Origin of the sequence: Pseudomonas sp. SAR267 (assembly GCF_052077595.1) — a bacterium.
Taxonomy (GTDB): Bacteria; Pseudomonadota; Gammaproteobacteria; order Pseudomonadales; family Pseudomonadaceae; genus Aquipseudomonas; species Aquipseudomonas vlassakiae.
In genome coordinates this window covers 37,931-53,175 of the sequence record NZ_JBQIHU010000001.1, presented here as the reverse complement: position 1 = coordinate 53,175, position 15,245 = coordinate 37,931, and the positions used below count along the sequence as shown (strand labels likewise).

The 15,245-nt window shown below is 60.1% G+C and carries 21 protein-coding genes and 2 pseudogenes; 8 read left to right on the top strand and 15 right to left on the bottom strand.

The window, feature by feature from the left end; all coding sequences use genetic code 11:
- Nucleotides 1-43: 43 nt before the first annotated feature.
- From ACTORR_RS00360 to cadR, 7 genes and pseudogenes are all read right to left on the bottom strand, one after another.
- Nucleotides 44-376, bottom strand: a complete 333-nt coding sequence (locus ACTORR_RS00360; RefSeq protein ID WP_033979951.1) for a DUF2790 domain-containing protein — start codon at nucleotides 374-376, stop codon at nucleotides 44-46.
- A 314-nt stretch (nucleotides 377-690) separates the two neighbouring features.
- Nucleotides 691-887 (bottom strand): annotated as a pseudogene (locus ACTORR_RS00355) (IS3 family transposase); the annotation flags it as partial.
- Nucleotides 888-1,195: 308 nt separating this feature from the next.
- Nucleotides 1,196-2,062 carry a sterol desaturase family protein gene (locus tag ACTORR_RS00350; RefSeq protein WP_024015049.1) on the bottom strand — a complete coding sequence of 289 codons (867 nt, stop codon included), beginning with the start codon at nucleotides 2,060-2,062 and terminating at the stop codon, nucleotides 1,196-1,198.
- Nucleotides 2,063-2,130: 68 nt separating this feature from the next.
- On the bottom strand, nucleotides 2,131-2,877 hold the full coding sequence (locus ACTORR_RS00345; RefSeq protein WP_024015048.1) for a helix-turn-helix transcriptional regulator: 747 nt from the start codon (nucleotides 2,875-2,877) through the stop codon (nucleotides 2,131-2,133).
- Nucleotides 2,877-3,386, bottom strand: a complete 510-nt coding sequence (lspA, locus tag ACTORR_RS00340; RefSeq protein WP_003452327.1) for a signal peptidase II — start codon at nucleotides 3,384-3,386, stop codon at nucleotides 2,877-2,879. The genes ACTORR_RS00345 and lspA overlap by 1 nt, the downstream gene beginning before the upstream one ends.
- Nucleotides 3,383-3,730 carry a DUF3703 domain-containing protein gene (locus ACTORR_RS00335; protein WP_024015047.1) on the bottom strand — a complete coding sequence of 116 codons (348 nt, stop codon included), beginning with the start codon at nucleotides 3,728-3,730 and terminating at the stop codon, nucleotides 3,383-3,385. The genes lspA and ACTORR_RS00335 overlap by 4 nt, the downstream gene beginning before the upstream one ends.
- 130 nt (nucleotides 3,731-3,860) lie before the next feature.
- Nucleotides 3,861-4,268 (bottom strand): Cd(II)/Pb(II)-responsive transcriptional regulator, encoded by a 408-nt coding sequence (cadR, locus tag ACTORR_RS00330; RefSeq protein ID WP_024015046.1) that lies wholly within the window; start codon nucleotides 4,266-4,268, stop codon nucleotides 3,861-3,863.
- 100 nt (nucleotides 4,269-4,368) lie between these two features.
- Here cadR and ACTORR_RS00325 point away from each other — a divergent pair, with 100 nt between their 5' ends.
- The 4 genes from ACTORR_RS00325 to ACTORR_RS00310 all read left to right on the top strand — a co-directional run bounded on the left by ACTORR_RS00325 (nucleotide 4,369) and on the right by ACTORR_RS00310 (nucleotide 6,465).
- Nucleotides 4,369-5,262, top strand: coding sequence for a cation transporter (locus tag ACTORR_RS00325; protein ID WP_033902376.1), 894 nt, complete (start codon nucleotides 4,369-4,371; stop codon nucleotides 5,260-5,262).
- A 170-nt stretch (nucleotides 5,263-5,432) separates the two neighbouring features.
- A complete protein-coding gene (locus ACTORR_RS00320; RefSeq protein ID WP_020303033.1) occupies nucleotides 5,433-5,696 on the top strand; it encodes a type II toxin-antitoxin system RelB/DinJ family antitoxin in 264 nt (87 codons plus the stop codon).
- Nucleotides 5,683-5,964 (top strand): type II toxin-antitoxin system YafQ family toxin, encoded by a 282-nt coding sequence (locus ACTORR_RS00315; protein ID WP_011282522.1) that lies wholly within the window; start codon nucleotides 5,683-5,685, stop codon nucleotides 5,962-5,964. The genes ACTORR_RS00320 and ACTORR_RS00315 overlap by 14 nt, the downstream gene beginning before the upstream one ends.
- 216 nt (nucleotides 5,965-6,180) lie before the next feature.
- On the top strand, nucleotides 6,181-6,465 hold the full coding sequence (locus ACTORR_RS00310; RefSeq protein ID WP_425311902.1) for a hypothetical protein: 285 nt from the start codon (nucleotides 6,181-6,183) through the stop codon (nucleotides 6,463-6,465).
- A gap of 55 nt (nucleotides 6,466-6,520) precedes the next feature.
- On the opposite strand, the gene ACTORR_RS00305 is transcribed toward ACTORR_RS00310, so the two are convergent.
- Nucleotides 6,521-7,225 (bottom strand): methyl-accepting chemotaxis protein, encoded by a 705-nt coding sequence (locus ACTORR_RS00305; protein WP_370588167.1) that lies wholly within the window; start codon nucleotides 7,223-7,225, stop codon nucleotides 6,521-6,523.
- 228 nt (nucleotides 7,226-7,453) lie between these two features.
- Nucleotides 7,454-7,564: pseudogene (locus ACTORR_RS00300) on the bottom strand (hypothetical protein); the annotation flags it as partial.
- Between the two features lie 1,596 nt (nucleotides 7,565-9,160).
- On the opposite strand from ACTORR_RS00300, the gene ACTORR_RS00295 reads away from it, so the two are divergent.
- The 3 genes from ACTORR_RS00295 to ACTORR_RS00285 are packed head-to-tail and all read left to right on the top strand — an operon-like array spanning nucleotide 9,161 to nucleotide 11,262.
- Complete coding sequence (locus ACTORR_RS00295) at nucleotides 9,161-9,373, top strand: NTP-binding protein (protein WP_024015044.1); 213 nt, start codon at nucleotides 9,161-9,163, stop codon at nucleotides 9,371-9,373.
- Nucleotides 9,370-10,587: a TniQ family protein gene (locus ACTORR_RS00290; RefSeq protein WP_003465063.1), complete on the top strand. Its 1,218-nt coding sequence runs from the start codon at nucleotides 9,370-9,372 to the stop codon at nucleotides 10,585-10,587. The genes ACTORR_RS00295 and ACTORR_RS00290 overlap by 4 nt, the downstream gene beginning before the upstream one ends.
- A 60-nt stretch (nucleotides 10,588-10,647) precedes the next feature.
- The gene (locus ACTORR_RS00285) at nucleotides 10,648-11,262 is read left to right on the top strand and encodes a recombinase family protein (RefSeq protein WP_000904941.1); all 615 of its coding nucleotides are present in this window, start codon (nucleotides 10,648-10,650) and stop codon (nucleotides 11,260-11,262) included.
- A 52-nt stretch (nucleotides 11,263-11,314) separates the two neighbouring features.
- Here the strand turns inward: ACTORR_RS00285 and merE are convergent, their stop codons facing one another.
- The 6 genes from merE to merT are packed head-to-tail and all read right to left on the bottom strand — an operon-like array spanning nucleotide 11,315 to nucleotide 14,462.
- Nucleotides 11,315-11,551: a broad-spectrum mercury transporter MerE gene (gene merE, locus ACTORR_RS00280; RefSeq protein ID WP_001087809.1), complete on the bottom strand. Its 237-nt coding sequence runs from the start codon at nucleotides 11,549-11,551 to the stop codon at nucleotides 11,315-11,317.
- Nucleotides 11,548-11,913 (bottom strand): mercury resistance co-regulator MerD, encoded by a 366-nt coding sequence (merD, locus tag ACTORR_RS00275; protein WP_003465059.1) that lies wholly within the window; start codon nucleotides 11,911-11,913, stop codon nucleotides 11,548-11,550. Before merD ends, merE begins: the two co-directional genes overlap by 4 nt.
- A 16-nt stretch (nucleotides 11,914-11,929) precedes the next feature.
- Complete coding sequence (gene merA / locus ACTORR_RS00270) at nucleotides 11,930-13,576, bottom strand: mercury(II) reductase (RefSeq protein WP_441343412.1); 1,647 nt, start codon at nucleotides 13,574-13,576, stop codon at nucleotides 11,930-11,932.
- Nucleotides 13,573-13,818 carry a mercury resistance system transport protein MerF gene (gene merF / locus ACTORR_RS00265; protein WP_000654684.1) on the bottom strand — a complete coding sequence of 82 codons (246 nt, stop codon included), beginning with the start codon at nucleotides 13,816-13,818 and terminating at the stop codon, nucleotides 13,573-13,575. Before merF ends, merA begins: the two co-directional genes overlap by 4 nt.
- Nucleotides 13,819-13,820: 2 nt before the next feature.
- Entirely contained in the window at nucleotides 13,821-14,096 is a 276-nt protein-coding gene (merP, locus tag ACTORR_RS00260) for a mercury resistance system periplasmic binding protein MerP (protein WP_000735441.1), read from the bottom strand.
- A 15-nt stretch (nucleotides 14,097-14,111) separates the two neighbouring features.
- Nucleotides 14,112-14,462 (bottom strand): mercuric ion transporter MerT, encoded by a 351-nt coding sequence (gene merT / locus ACTORR_RS00255; protein WP_441343411.1) that lies wholly within the window; start codon nucleotides 14,460-14,462, stop codon nucleotides 14,112-14,114.
- 71 nt (nucleotides 14,463-14,533) lie between these two features.
- Here merT and merR point away from each other — a divergent pair, with 71 nt between their 5' ends.
- Complete coding sequence (gene merR / locus ACTORR_RS00250; protein ID WP_000429838.1) at nucleotides 14,534-14,968, top strand: Hg(II)-responsive transcriptional regulator; 435 nt, start codon at nucleotides 14,534-14,536, stop codon at nucleotides 14,966-14,968.
- Nucleotides 14,969-15,245 lie beyond the last annotated feature (277 nt).

Sequence of the window (15,245 nt, the reverse complement as noted above, 5' to 3'; positions counted from 1 at the left end):
TGACGTGAAAATTACTTTTCCGTCAGCAACACGTCAACAATGCTCAGTGCTGGCTCCTGCAGTCCGTTCCTGATACGCGGTACTCCAGAATATGCAGGTTTCCGCTCGAATCCTCGTAGGTCATTTGCGCAGGCATCACATCGCAGTTGCCATTGGTCGACGTGACGTGAATGACCTTGGCGATGTCGAGCTTCATGCCATAGCGGTAGTGAGTGACTTCTGGCGGGTTCTTGCCTTGGGCGCTAGCGTATTCGCGCATGGATTGCTCGTTGGCCTGGATCATCTTACCGTACAGGCGATCGGAACTGCCATCGGCCCATACGGTGGATGACAGCAGAGTCGCACTCACTATCAGCAGCAGTCTTAGGTGTTTCATAACGGCGATCTCCTCTCGGGTTTTCGATCCACGATTCAACTCTACCTCCGTAGTTAAGTACGGAATCAAGGAGGGAGGAGATGAAGGTCCTGGTTTATGGCGCCGAGATAAGATGGTAGGGCTTAAGTACACTTTCGTCGGGTAACAGCAGCGCATTACTGCGCCACCGCCCCCAAAGAACCGGGCATGAGAGTCGCGCCTCATCCGGCTCAAGTCTTTCGTCAGCACCATGGTCTAGTACCGGGCAATCAATCCACGTCTATCGCAGCTCGACGTTGGGCAAAGTAAGACGACCACGCAGGATCACAGGGATTGGCCAAGTTACGTAGTGCCGTTTCTCGATCCGGCTTAGGTATGTGCGCCACGTAATCACGCTTGATCGTCTTCACGAAGCTCTCGGCCATGCCGTTGCTCTGCGGGCTGCGAACTGGGGGGTCACCGGCTGCAAGCCGATCTGTCGAGCAAACAGGCACGTCTGGTCGGCGGTGTACGCCGAGCCGTTATCGCTTAGCTGTAACGGCTTGCAAACGAAAACGTCCCGACCTGCAATCAATACGATTTTCGACCGGAATTAACTGCGACTGACCGGCCCGGCAAACCAGTATTAGCTGCGAATGAACCTGCATTTATCCGCGCTGACCTGCATTCCATGGCTACCAACCAGCATTAATTGCAAATGACGGGGCTTATAGGTAGTGAATCGATTGCCTCGTTAGAGCGCATGTCTGCTTGGCATGCGGGAACATCTAGTCTCTTCCGCCCACGAGCCAGATCATTCCAGGCAAACACATGGGGCCTACAGCTTTGAGGCCCACTACGCTATGTGCGGGCTCGGTCTCGCCCAAAGGGTTCGGTCAACTGACCAAGGTAACCCTTGGGATAGTCCCTCTCACGCAAGCCGACATTGGCGTCGCCCTGCTTTCCTGTACTGTCGTAGAACGTCCCGAATAGCCGATCCCACACCATCAGAAATTCGCCGCAGTTCACCTGGGCATCTTCGAAGTCGCGCTTGTGGTGCCAACGATGAATTTCAGCCACCCCGATGACATGGCGCAGCCAACCCAGCCGGTAATCCAGGTTCGAGTGCTGAAAGCCCAAGTGAACGGTCAGAATGCCGAACCAGGTGGCAACCACTGCCGAAGGCGCGCCGGATGCAAACAGCAGCACCAATCCCGGGCCAGCCATGAGCATCGCATGTAGGGGATGCCGGCGCTCCCCATTCATCCAGTACAAGCGCTCGGCGCTGTGGTGAATCATGTGAAAACGCCACAGCCAGGGTACGTGGTGGCTGATGCGGTGCATGGCATACAGGCTCAGATCGAGCACGACGGCGACCAGCAGCAGCTGAACCCAAAGTGGACTCTCGACTGGGAAGAGACGAACTGTAGCCGGCACTGCATCGCCCAGCCTGGCCAGGATTTCGGCGGTGAACTGGATGACGGAAAGATTCACCAGCATATGCACCAGGTCGGTCAGGGTGTCCTGGTGATCCTCCAGCCAGCCCTCCCGGAAAGGCTGGATACGCTCCAGCCCCGCGACGGCCAATAGACCGACTGCGGCTACCAAGGGTGTGCTGGGCCAGTACGGCACCCCGGCGTACAAGGCCCAGACCATGAAGGCGGCGCTGCCACCAAACACGAGCGGATAGCTCAACCAGCGTAGGGCGAATCGAAGAGAAGTGGACATCGCTCAGCTCCTATGTAGAGAGCCTTCACGGTAGGTGCAGAGGACGACGTTCGACTTGAACGAAAGAGCTATGACTTCTGGAGATCGACCGCAGCCAGGGCGGAGGACGGATCGATGCCCAGCAGCGCCCTGAATGTCCGGGAGAAATGCGCCGAGTCGGAAAAACCTGCCGCATGCGCGGCTTCGGTCAGCCGTCCCCCTTTGGCCAGGTGTTGCAGGGCTTGGGTGAGGCGCAGCCATTTGACATAGCTGCGCAACGGCAGGCCGGTTTGCTCCACGAACCAATGGGAAAAACGCGTGGGTGACAAATGCACCAACGCGGCCATTGCCTCACGCCCCATTTGGCCTTCGCGCAGCGCTGCGGTGACCTTGGTCAAGCGCGGATCAGGGATTGGTGGATCGGCAAGCCGCAACAGCCGACGTACCTGCGCCTGCAACTGGACAGGCGAATGCCCCGACGCCCTCAGTGCCTCGACCATCGCAGCAATATCGGCCGCTACGATCTCCATCAGCCTCACGGCTCCGCTCACCCGCAAGGCACGCGCCTCATCGGACAGCACATCCAGGTAGATCGACAGGACATGCCCAGCACTGAGCCGGTGCTTCAAGCCTGCCGGAATCAAGATGGCAGCCCCAGATTGCCCACCCAACGGCGTTTCAACCGTTATCGCGGCGTCGAGCCCCACTGCAATTTGATGTGCTTGATGATGGTGCCAATCCTGGTGGGCGGCATGGCCGAGAAAGACGCCGATACCGGGGCCGACCCAGGCATGGCCTGACCAGCGAGCCACTTCTGCGGCATCCGAGCTTCGCATTATCTGCCCCGGTCCAGTTCCGCGCTTGGACTCAGCACACTGCTCAGGAGCAACATGGCGGCACCGCCCACGATGCCGATGTCCGCCAAGTTGAATGCAGGCCAATGCCAGGATTGCCAGAAAAAATCCAGATAGTCGATCACATGGCCTCGGAAGCTGCGATCGATCAGATTCCCCACTGCCCCTCCCAGTATGAGGCTATAGCCCAGCGCTTCGAGCTTGGCCCTGGGCTTACGCAAGAGCAACGCGAGCCCAATCGAAACAACCAGTGCGAGGAGAATGAAGAAGTAGCGCTGCCAACCGCCCGCGTCAGCTAGGAAGCTGAACGCTGCGCCGGTATTCCAGAAATGGACCAGATTGAAGACTGGGGTCAGAGGAACCACGGCGCCGACCGAGAGCGAACCCTCAATTACATATTTGATCGCCTGGTCGGCCAGGGCAACGGCTAGCGATAGCGTCCACCAGAGCCCGGGAGTGATACGGTGCGCCATTCCAAGTGGCGATTTCATTGTTTCGCTCCCTGAAACAGTCGCTGCAATCCGGGTGAGACGGGCATCGGCGCGAATGCACTGATCCTCGCGCGTCCGGTATTGCCGAGCGGTACCCAGATCTTCGAGAACAACACGGCAGCGATGATCCGTGGTGCTTGGCCGAACATTTCCCGGTAGTCGCGCAACTGCCAGCCAGCCCTTAGCATCAACCAATGGCTCCGCGCATGCAGGACGGGCATGTGCTGGCTCAAGATGTGGGCGCGCTCGAGCCAGGGGAATGCCTCGGTTGGCGCCTTTTCACGGAGTGCTGTCCTTGCCTGGAAAAAGGCTTCATCGATGGCATTGCGGAGGGCGGTATTCATCTGGAACTCACTTGCGCAGCAGTTGGAAGGCCATGATTCTGGGCCGATCGTGCAAGTGAACACCCTGTAGCCGCTATAGGGTCAAGCTCTACGCTTTGAGCAGAAGCGAATGGCACTTTTCTAGCGCGCCTTATGGAAGCCGTTTGCCTCCCTCCACTAGACCCGAAAGTATTCCGCAGTCCAGGCTTTGTCGTTCGTCATCGCAGCAGCTGCGTAACGTCACCAACTGGTTTTCCAGGGCTTGCAAGGATGCGATCTGGGCCCTGACCTGGGCGATATGGCTATCAAGCAGCGTATTGACCGCCGCGCACGGTTGCTGCGGCTGTGCTTGAACGCTCTGCAAAACACCAATTTCGTCCAACGACATGCCAAAGGACCGGCAACGGCGGATGAACAGCAGTTTCTCCACATGATCCGCTTCGTAGGCTCGGTAGCCATTTGCCTGGCGATTGGGCGATGCAAGCAGGCCCTGGCGCTCATAGAAACGAATGGTCTGAATGTCCGCTCCCGTCAGCTGTGCAAGTTGACCAATGCGCATAGGCTGCTCCTCGATAAACAGCCAGTATATCCAGGCTTGACCCTATACCTGCTATATGGTTTTCAATTGCCAGAATTGAACCTGATAGGAGAGGCGGATCATGAGCTCGTGTGAAAAATCCTGTGGCTGCGGTTCAGTGTCAGCGCCTGCTGAAGCAGCGAGCGCGCCCTCGACCGAAGGAGCCTGGGTCAGCCATTTTTCTGTACCCAAGATGGATTGCCCTTCGGAAGAGCGAATGATTCGGCTCGCGCTGAATAGCTTGCCTGAGCTTCGTTCGTTGTCCTTTGATCTGAGCAGCAGGCAGGTACTCGCTTTCCATGACGGGGCGGTTGACCCAATCACTACCAAGCTGGAGTCCCTGGGTCTAGGGGCAGCGCTACTGGGGACTCAACCAGCTAGTCAGGAAGCAGCCTCGACCAATCGCGCTGATGAGGAATTAGCGGCGTCGAAAGAGGCGAGCACCCTGAAAATTTTGCTCGGCATCAACGCTGCCATGTTTGTTATCGAGATGGGCGCAGGGTTGATCGCTCAGTCGACGGGCCTTATTGCCGACTCGCTGGACATGTTTGCGGATGCTGCCGTCTATGGCTTGGCTCTCTTTGCCGTCGGCCGCAGTGCACAGCTGCAAGTTCGCGCTGCGCACCTGGCGGGTTTCTTTCAGATCCTGTTGGCACTGGGCGTACTCGTGGAGGTGGCTAGACGCTTCCACTATGGCAGCGAACCTGAGTCGATGCTGATGATGGGGATTGGCTTAGTTGCACTCGTCGCAAACGCCAGCTGTCTCTTGATGATCTATGGCCATCGCGAAGGCGGTGCACACATGAAAGCGAGCTGGATTTTTTCGGCCAACGATGTGCTCGCGAACATTGGCGTTATCGTCGCCGGCGCGCTGGTTGCGTGGACGGGCTCTCCCTACCCAGACTTGGTGATTGGTACGGTCGTTGGCCTCATCGTATTGAACGGTGCGCGCCGAATCCTGGCATTGAAAGCCTGACCAACCGATCCTGTATTCCATCGCGATGGGCTCACTTTCTACAAGTGAACATCAATGGTACGGACAGTCCAATAAACCTTCGTTTGATAGACGCCTCTGGCGAGGTGTGCTGGGTGCACTCCTGGAAGGATTGAGCTACAATGTAGCTCATCAATCTGGAGGATCAAACCATGTCCGCAAATGCTGTAGTCCGTGCCCGTATCGACGAGCACATCAAGGAAGAGGCGACCGTCGTGCTGGCAGCGATGGGACTCACCGTGTCTGACGCCTTCCGCATCATGTTGACCCGAGTCGCCCGCGAGAAAGCCTTGCCGTTCGAGCCGCTGATTCCGAACGCCACCACCATCGAGGCGATGAAGGAAGCGCGCCGTGGCGGCTTGAAGTCGTTCGCTTCCGTCGAGGATCTGATGGCGGATCTGAATGCGGACGATTGAACAGACCAGCCGGTTCAAACGCGATTATAAACGCGAAGCCAAAGGCCCGCATCGTCAGACGCTGGCGAGCGATTTCATTGCCGTCGTCACAGCCCTGGCGAATAACCAGCCTCTGGCCGAGAAGCACCGTGACCACGCCCTCACCGGCGACTGGAAAGACCACCGGGACTGTCACATCAAGCCCGACCTGGTGTTGATTTACCGCAAGCCGGATGACGCCGTGCTGCAACTCGTGCGTCTCGGATCGCATAGCGAGCTTGGCCTGTAACGCCGGGGTCTGCCCAGGACAAGGAAAGAAGCTACATGACAATCAGCATCACCGACGACGATTGGAACGAACTGACTCCCGAGAGTTTCGATACCACCGCACTGCTGCGGGCAGTCGATGCCGTGGACGAGCTGCGCGGCGATTGAGTGACAACGCAGACGGCGGGCCTCCGCAACTGCGCACCGACCTGTTGAAGCTGCATCAACTGGCGATGAGGTGATCCAGGTGCGGATTCGAGAGCACGTCATCGCCACCAATGACATGCGTCTGTTCGGTCTGCACCTACTGGGGCAGGCGTCGCTGCGCATGGAGCAAGCGCTGTGGCCAGAAGAATATGAGCGGATGACCCGCGAGGTCGAAGAAGCTCTCCGTGAGGCCGACGACCCCAACGCCAAGTCGTACACCCACGAGAAGTCATGCAGGCGATGCAGGAACGAATCGACCAAGCACGAGACAAGCCATGTTGATCGGCCCTGCCCCAACTCCCTCGAACTCGGATGAGTCGGACCTAGCAACGTGGTGACACCGATCATCTAGGGCCGGAGCAGAGCCTGTGTCAGCCCGCGAGGCGGTGCGTCACTTCGCTGAGCTGGGCCGACAGCGTATGCAGGTTCTGGCTGGCTGCCTCGGTACGCTCGACATTGTCCTGGTTGGTGGTGGCGATGGCGGTAATTTCGGTCAGATTGCGCGAGATATCTTCCGCCACGGACGTCTGCTCTTCGGCAGCGGTAGCGATCTGACGGTTCATGTCGCGGATCGCTTCGACTTCTTGGGTGATGCGCTGAAGCATGCTGCCCGCTTCCGTAACCTGTTCGACACCTTCGTTGCTGCGGGTTTGTCCATTTTCAATCGCACGCACCGCATCCACCGCGCCGGTCTGCACCGTGTCGATAATCTGATGAATTTCAGCGGTGGAGTCGGCGGTGCGCCTGGCCAGCGTGCGCACCTCGTCGGCAACGACGGCAAACCCGCGTCCGGCATCGCCCGCGCGGGCGGCTTCGATGGCTGCGTTTAGCGCCAGCAGATTGGTCTGGTCGGCGATGCCGCGAATAACTTCCAGCACCTTGCCAATGCGACCGCTATCGGTCTCCAGACGGCGTATTACCTCGGCGGTGTTGCTGATCTCGCCGCGCATGTGGGTAATGGTCTGGATAGTCGAACGCATCATGGTCTCACCCTGCTGCGCCGAATGATCGGCCGCATCCGCTGCACGCGCGGCTTCGGCGGCGTGACGGGCGACTTCCTGCGCCGTAGCGGACATTTCATGCATGGCGGTAGCGACCTGATCGGTGCGCGAGAACTGCTCGCGAGTGCCTTGGCCCATCAGTGCGGCGATGGCGCTCAATTCACCACTGGCGCTGTCCAGGTCCGAGGTGTTGCGTTGCAGGAGGGTGAACGTATCGGCAAGGAAGTCACGCAGGATATTCGCGGCAACTGCCAGACGTCCCAATTCGTCAGCACGGGACGCATCGACGCGCTGTGCAAAGTCGCCCTGGCTGAGCTTGGCGATGTGGTCGATCAGGTGACGGATGGGGGCGATCAGATTGCGGTTTACCAACCATAGGCTGAGCAAGGCGATGAAAACGCCAGCGGCTAGCATTACCAACGAGCCGACGACTATTTTACGATCTGCGGCTTCGCTGATGGTTTCCGAACGATGCAGCGCCGAATCGCGCTGCTGGATGACCAAACCACTGAGCTGTTCGCTGGTGGCACGGTCGATGCCTTGAACCGCCTCGTCGCCGGCGAATGGATCGTTTCCGCCGGCGATGTAGGCCGCACGGCCCGCGCGGTAGGCGGCGCCGAGGCGCCGGTGCTCCTCGTGCAGGTCGCGGAGCTGCTTTGACAGGGCAGGGTTGTGCTCGCTTCGCTCAACGAGTCTGCCCAGGATGTCCTGGACCTTTCGTTCCTGGTTCTCGAAGCTTTGCCAGTACTTGCTCAAGGCTTCAGGTGATTTGCCACGCAGCAAGACGTTCTTCCACTCCTGCACCTGCACTTTGAATTCCACGTTGGCTTCGTCGATCAGGCGCGACGTTTCGATCGGACCCTTGAGTAGTTGTTGATACTTGGAAATGTCATCCGACAAGAAGGAAAAACTGGCGAAGGCGATCAGCAATATCACCAACAGGCTGCCGCCGATCAGTGTGAGCAGCTGAGCGCGCAGGGATTTTTTCAAGAGCATCTGGGCGGTCTCGTATCGAAAGGGGGGCGCTTGAGTCATACGCAAGATTGAGCGAGCGGTCAGCCAAATGACCGTTCGTTCGCCCCCTTATGTCGGCGTACCGCTGCGATACTTGAACGCTTTCAGACCAGACGCAGATGGTTGTCCCAGAGCCCTGCCGGCAATTGCAGCGCGGTGCTGACGAAGCCCCCGCTGGCGGGGTCGACCGTTAGGACAAGATGTCCGATCCGCGCTCATCGAAGCCTCCGCGCCTGGCCGGGGCACTTCTACCCGTGTGTTCGCGCAGTTGCGACAGCCAACCCGCAGGGAGTTTTTGCGGTTCATCCGCGTGGCTTGAGGAGACCAAGTTTCCGTCGCGGTCAAATAAGCTCATGCGCTTGAAAACCGGGTCCTCGGCGAGCATTCGCGCGGCTCGTCTCTGGTTTGGCCTTAAGCTACCGGCGCCCCTATCTGCCTGGTCTGCACTCTTTACTATACCGAACGACGAATGTCAGATCGAGCGCTCGGCGATCGGGAATATTTTTCGCCAAGCAAGGGCTACGCATGTCGCGAGATTCCAGCGCCTACGACTGGTGTTTAGAGTCGGCCAATACTCCTGTCCGGCCGGTCAGCCATGCGTCCTTGAGTCGTCGTGAATCCTGGCGGGATCGGACCTGGGCCCACAACCGTTCCCACCGAACATTTTCCCCGCCGGCGAGCGGCTTTCTCGCGCAACAAATTGTTCGGAGCTCAAGGTCCTTCTCTACGTTTCGGCTGCATTGGCAGTGCGTTCGGCCCTCACCCGCCGATCGGCTCACAACAAGGACGCGATGGGCGCGACCATGAATCCGAAAGGAGAACACCATGGCCATCATCGGCATCTTTACCACCTCTAAAGACGGGGCTAGTTGCAGTTAATGTGAGTAGGGAACGATGGAATGCAAGCCGGCGCGGCTGAATGCAAGCTCGCTCGCAAATAATCTGAGCCAGACGGCTCCGTCAGTCGCAGTTAATCTGAGCCGGAAATTGCGCTGATTGCGAGCACGGCCGTTTTCGATTGCAAGCCGGTACAGCTACCTGCTCACCCGGAGCGAAGGCACCATCGGCGAGCTTGCACATCTGCTGGTGGCGGCGGCCGTCGCCGCCGTGGAGAGTGGCGAGGAAGCGATCAACCACCGCACGCTCAGCATGGCCGACTACATCGGCCCCAGTGAGCGGCGGCGACAGTTCGAGCGGGAACTGATGTGAAGTCCGCGCCGCGCTGGCCGCTGCATCCGGCACCCAAGGAAGGCGAAGCCCTGTCCTCATGGCTCAACCGGGTCGCCGCCTGCTACCAGATGGACGTGCACGAGCTGCTGGCCCACGATCTTGGTCACAGCCAACTTGATGACCTGGATACCGCACCATCCTTGTCGTTGCTGACGGCGCTCTGCCAGCGCAGTGGCGTCGAGCTGGAGCGGTTGCGCAGCATGAGTCTTGCAGGCTGGGTGCCGTGGCTGCTCGACAGTCTCGACGATTCGGTACCAGCAGCCTTGGAAACCTATACATTCCAATGCGCGGTGCTCCTGCCCAAGCGCACCCGCAAGGTGCGGTCCATCACTCGCTGGCGTGCCTGGCTACCGAGCCAGACGATTCGCCGGGCGTGTCCGCAGTGTCTGAACGATCCAACGAATCAAGCTGTGCTACTCGTCTGGCAGCTCCCCTTGATGCTGAGCTGCCCGCAGCATGGCTGCTGGCTGGAGTCCTACTGGGGCATGCCCGGCCGGTATCTTCAGTGGGAAATCGCCGATGCTGCGCCGCGCCCTGCCGATGACGCAATCGCCTGCATGGACCGGCGCACCTGGCAGGCGCTGACGACGGGTTTTGTGGAGCTGCCGCGTCGGCGTGTCCACGCCGGCTTGTGGTTCCGGCTGCTGCGCACCCTGCTTGATGAGCTGAACACGCCGCTCTCGCACTGCGGCAGTTGCTCGGCGAGCATCCGCCATGTCTGGGAGCGCTGCGGCCATCCGCTGCGCGCCGGGCAGAGTCTGTGGCGTCCCTACGAGATTCTGGCCCCGGCGGTGCAGTGGCAGATGCTGGAGGCGGCGGCCACCGCCATCACGCTGATCGAGTCAAAGGCGCTGATCCCGCGCGGGGAACAGGCCGCGCTGTTTCAGACGGAGCCGCACACTGGTTTCACCAACGGCCTGCCGGCGAAGGTGCCGAAGCCGGAACCCATCAACCACTGGCAACGAGCAGCCCAGGCCATCGATGAGGCCATCATTGAAGCGCGACACAACCCGGAGACGGCCCGCTTGCTGTTCACACTGGCGTCCTACGGGCGACGCGACCCCGAATCCCTGGAACGTTTGCGCGCCACGTTCACCAAGGAGGGCATCCCGCCGGAGTTTTTGTCACATTACGAGCCTGAATGGCCGTTTGCAGGTCTTAGACTAAATGACGGGTTAAGTGACAGTTTTTGACGGCGAGAACTTTCTGGCTCACACTGTCACATAATCGAACGTATATGTGACAGGTACGACATGCTGATAGGCTACATGCGGGTATCGAAGGCGGACGGCTCCCAGGCTACCGATTTGCAGCGCGACGCGCTGATTGCCGCCGGGGTCGATCCAGTACATCTTTACGAGGACCAGGCATCCGGCATGCGCGAGGATCGGCCCGGCTTGACGAGCTGCCTGAAGGCGTTGCGAACTGGCGACACACTGGTCGTGTGGAAACTGGATCGGCTCGGACGCGACCTGCGACATCTCATCAACACCGTGCACGACCTGACTGGGCGCGGCATCGGCTTGAAGGTATTAACCGGGCACGGCGCGGCCATCGACACCACGACCGCCGCCGGCAAGCTGGTCTTTGGCATCTTCGCCGCCCTGGCCGAGTTCGAGCGCGAGTTGATCGCGGAGCGCACGATTGCCGGCCTAGCCTCGGCCCGCGCGCGCGGGCGGAAAGGCGGCCGGCCGTTCAAGATGACCGCCGCCAAGCTGCGGCTGGCGATGGCGGCAATGGGTCAGCCAGAGACCAAGGTCGGCGACCTGTGCCAGGAACTTGGCGTCACGCGGCAGACCCTGTATCGGCATGTTTCACCCAAGGGTGAGCTACGTCCAGATGGCGAGAAGCTACTCAGCCGAATTTGATGCCGGCATGAGGCAACGTAGCGACAGCGTGGTTTGTCTCAATGGGAAGCGCTCATGATCGATCTTTGAAGGCCCGCAGCAGTCGTGTCACAGACAGGACGAACAAACCGGTCAGCGTGAGGGCTGCGATACCCCAGTACTCTCCGATGAACGCGCCGGCCGTCGTGCCGGCCAGCACAATGGCGAGAATCGGCAAATGGCAGGGACAGGTGAGCACGGCCAGCGCGCCCCACAGGTAGCCGGTGATCGGTTTGTGCGTCTCGGACGGCAAGCGCTCGGGGCTGTTCATGGCAGACTCTCCGCGTGCTGTGCCGGCTCGGTCGGCATGGTGGCCAACTGCACCTCCAGATCGGCCAACGCTTCGCGCCGACGCTCGACGAACTGGCGCAGAACGGCAAGCTGCGCGGCCGCTTCATCGCCGTCCGCAGCATCCAGCGCCCGGCACAGCCGCGCCAGCGCGTCCAGGCCGATGCCCGCCTCGAAGGCCGCCCGCACGAAGCACAGCCGTTGCAAGGCGGCATCATCGAACAGGCCATAGCCGCCCGGGGTGCACGCCACCGGACGCAGCAATCCGCGCAGCAGGTAGTCGCGCACGATATGCACGCTCACCCCGGCATCAAGGGCCAGCCGGGACACGGTGTAGGCGCTCATTGAAAACCTCCTTTTTTTATCCAGCGCAGCAGGAAAGCTGCTTCACGTCCTTGTTGAAGGTCTGCGCCGCAAGCTTCAACCCCTCGACCATTGTCAGGTAGGGGAACAACTGGTCGGCCAGTTCCTGCACCGTCATGCGGTTGCGGATGGCGAGCACCGCCGTCTGGATCAGTTCGCCCGCTTCCGGGGCCACCGCCTGCACGCCGATGAGCCGTCCGCTACCTTCCTCGATGACCAGCTTGATGAAGCCGCGTGTGTCGAAGTTGGCAAGCGCTCGCGGAACGTTGTCGAGTGTCAGCGTGCGACTGTCGGTCTCGATGCCATCGTGGTGCGCTTCCGCCTCGCTGTAGCCCACGGTGGCGACTTGCGGGTCGGTGAACACCACTGCCGGCATCGCGGTCAGATTGAGGGCTGCGTCGCCGCCGGTCATGTTGATCGCGGCACGGGTGCCGGCGGCCGCTGCCATGTAGACGAACTGCGGCTGGTCGGTGCAGTCGCCGGCCGCGTAGATGTTCGGGTTGCTCGTGCGCATGCCTTGGTCGATAACGATGGCCCCTTGCGCATTGACAGTGACCCCCGCCGCGTCCAGCGCGAGGCTGCGCGTATTCGGTGCCCGACCGGTGGCAACCAGCAACTTGTCAGCGCGCAATTCACCGTGTCCGGTGGTCAGCACGAATTCGCCGTTCACATGGGCGACCTGGCTGGCTTGCGTGTGCTCCAGCACCTCGATGCCCTCGGCGCGGAAAGCGGCTGTCACGGCCTCGCCGATGGCCGGGTCTTCCCGGAAGAACAAGGTGCTGCGTGCCAGGATCGTGACCTGGCTGCCGAGCCGGGCAAAGGCTTGCGCCAGTTCCAACGCCACCACCGACGAACCGATCACGGCCAGGCGTGCGGGAATGGTGTCGCTGACAAGCGCTTCGGTGGAAGTCCAGTAGGGTGACTCTTTCAGGCCCGGAATCGGCGGCACGGCCGGACTGGCACCGGTGGCGACCAGGCAGCGGTCGAACGTTACCTCGCGCTCGCCACCCTCGTTCAAACGGACGACCAGGCTCTGGTCGTCCTTGAAACGCGCTTCACCGTGCAAAACGGTGATGGCTGGATTGCCGTCCAGGATGCCTTCGTATTTGGCGTGCCGCAGTTCATCGACACGGGCCTGCTGCTGGGCCAGCAGTTTGCTGCGGTCAATCGCAGGCACAGTTGCCGCAATACCGCCGTCGAACGGACTTTCCCGGCGCAGATGGGCAATATGGGCAGCGCGGATCATGATCTTGGACGGCACACAGCCGATATTGACGCAGGTGCCGCCGATGGTGCCGCGTTCGATCAGCGTGACCGTCGCGCCTTGCTCGACGGCCTTCAGCGCCGCCGCCATCGCGGCCCCGCCGCTGCCAATGATGGCGATATGCAAACCGGCGCCCTCAAGTGCATCACGGATTTTTGGTTCATCTTTGAAATCACCAACCCGGATCGAGCCTTGATAACCCAATGCGGCGATGGCGGCCAGCAGTTGGTTGTGGCTCACGGCGGTGTCTGCCATGACTTGCGCGCGGCTTTCTGGATAGGACACCACAGCGGCATTCACGCCGGGAATCTTTTCCAAAGCATCTTTGACATGGGTGGCGCAGGATGTGCAGGTCATGCCATTCACGGTGATTTCGGTCATTTTTTTACTCCATTGAATTTCGGGGTGCAGCAGGCATCGGCTTGGCGTTTTCGTTGGATGGCGTAGATGGTCAAGCCGATGAAAATCGCCAGCGCAGGCAGCAGCACATAGTCCAGATAGCCGGTCAGCGCGGACAAGCCGACCACACCGAGCAAAATGACCAGAACAGGGGTGAAGCAACACAGCGCCACGAGGGTTGTGCCAATGATGCTGACCCGCAGCAGTGTCTTCGGGTCTTTCATGATCAGTTCTTGACTGATGATGGGTAGCCCGCATCCTCGGTAGCCTTGGTCAGTTTCTGCACGCTGGTCTTGGCATCATCGAAGGTGACCACCGCTTCGCGCGTCTCGAAGGTCACGTCAACTTTACTGACGCCATCGACCTTGGAAATCGCCTTCTTGACAGTGATCGGACAGGCCGAGCAGGTCATGCCCGGTACGGACAGCGTAACGGTCTGGGTGGCGGCCCACACGGGGGCAACAACGGCAGCGAGGGCAAGGGCGGAAAGCAGCTTTTTCATGGTGAACTCCTGTGATCAATAGAAAAATGGCACGACGTAGGGAAATCCGAGCGCGACCAAAACCAGCATGGCCACGCCCCAGAAAATGAGCTTGTAAGTAGCTCGCACTTGGGGAATCGCGCAAACCTCACCCGGTTTGCAGGCGGCTGACGGCCGGTAGATGCGCCGCCAGGCGAAGAACAACGCCACCAGCGCCACGCCGATAAAGATGGGGCGATAGGGTTCCAACACCGTCAAGTTGCCGATCCAAGCGCCGCTGAACCCCAAGGCGATCAGAACCAGCGGCCCGAGGCAGCAAGCCGAGGCGAGGATGGCGGCCAGCCCGCCAGTGAAGAGCGCGCCGCGCCCGTTTTGAGGTTCAGACATACGTTTGTCCTTTCGAATCTGAATTGGATAGCTTAAGCTTACTTCCGTAGTTATGTACGGAGTCAAGCGATATGGAAAACAATTTGGAGAACCTGACCATTGGCGTTTTCGCCAGGACGGCCGGGGTCAATGTGGAGACCATCCGGTTCTATCAGCGCAAGGGCTTGCTCCCGGAACCGGACAAGCCTTACGGCAGCATTCGCCGCTATGGCGAGACGGATGTAACGCGGGTGCGCTTCGTGAAATCAGCCCAGCGGTTGGGCTTCAGCCTGGATGAGATCGCCGAGCTGCTGCGGCTGGAGGATGGCACCCATTGCGAGGAAGCCAGCAGCCTGGCCGAGCACAAGCTCAAGGACGTGCGCGAGAGGATGGCTGACCTGGCGCGCATGGAGGCCGTGCTGTCTGATTTGGTGTGCGCCTGCCATGCGCGGAAGGGGAACGTTTCCTGCCCGCTGATTGCGTCACTGCAAGGGAAGAAAGAACCGCGCAGTGCGGACGCGGTGTAGCCCGAGGGAACTACGCCTTAGCGTGCTTTATTTTCCGTTTTCTGAGGCGACTCCAACGTCAGAAAAGACCGTGCGGTCGACTTTTGATATTTCGTGCTGTCGCCTTCTGAAAGTGACAGCGCGGCACGGGAATCAAGGCATTGCGATTCTCGAAAATAGTTCTTGAAATTCTATTCTTGATTGCATATCATCTCAACGAGTTTCGATAAGAAAGGATGCGCATGCGACCGTCTGGTTCGCTGGTGGGCAAGGAGGCAGCAGCCGACACGCTCATCGG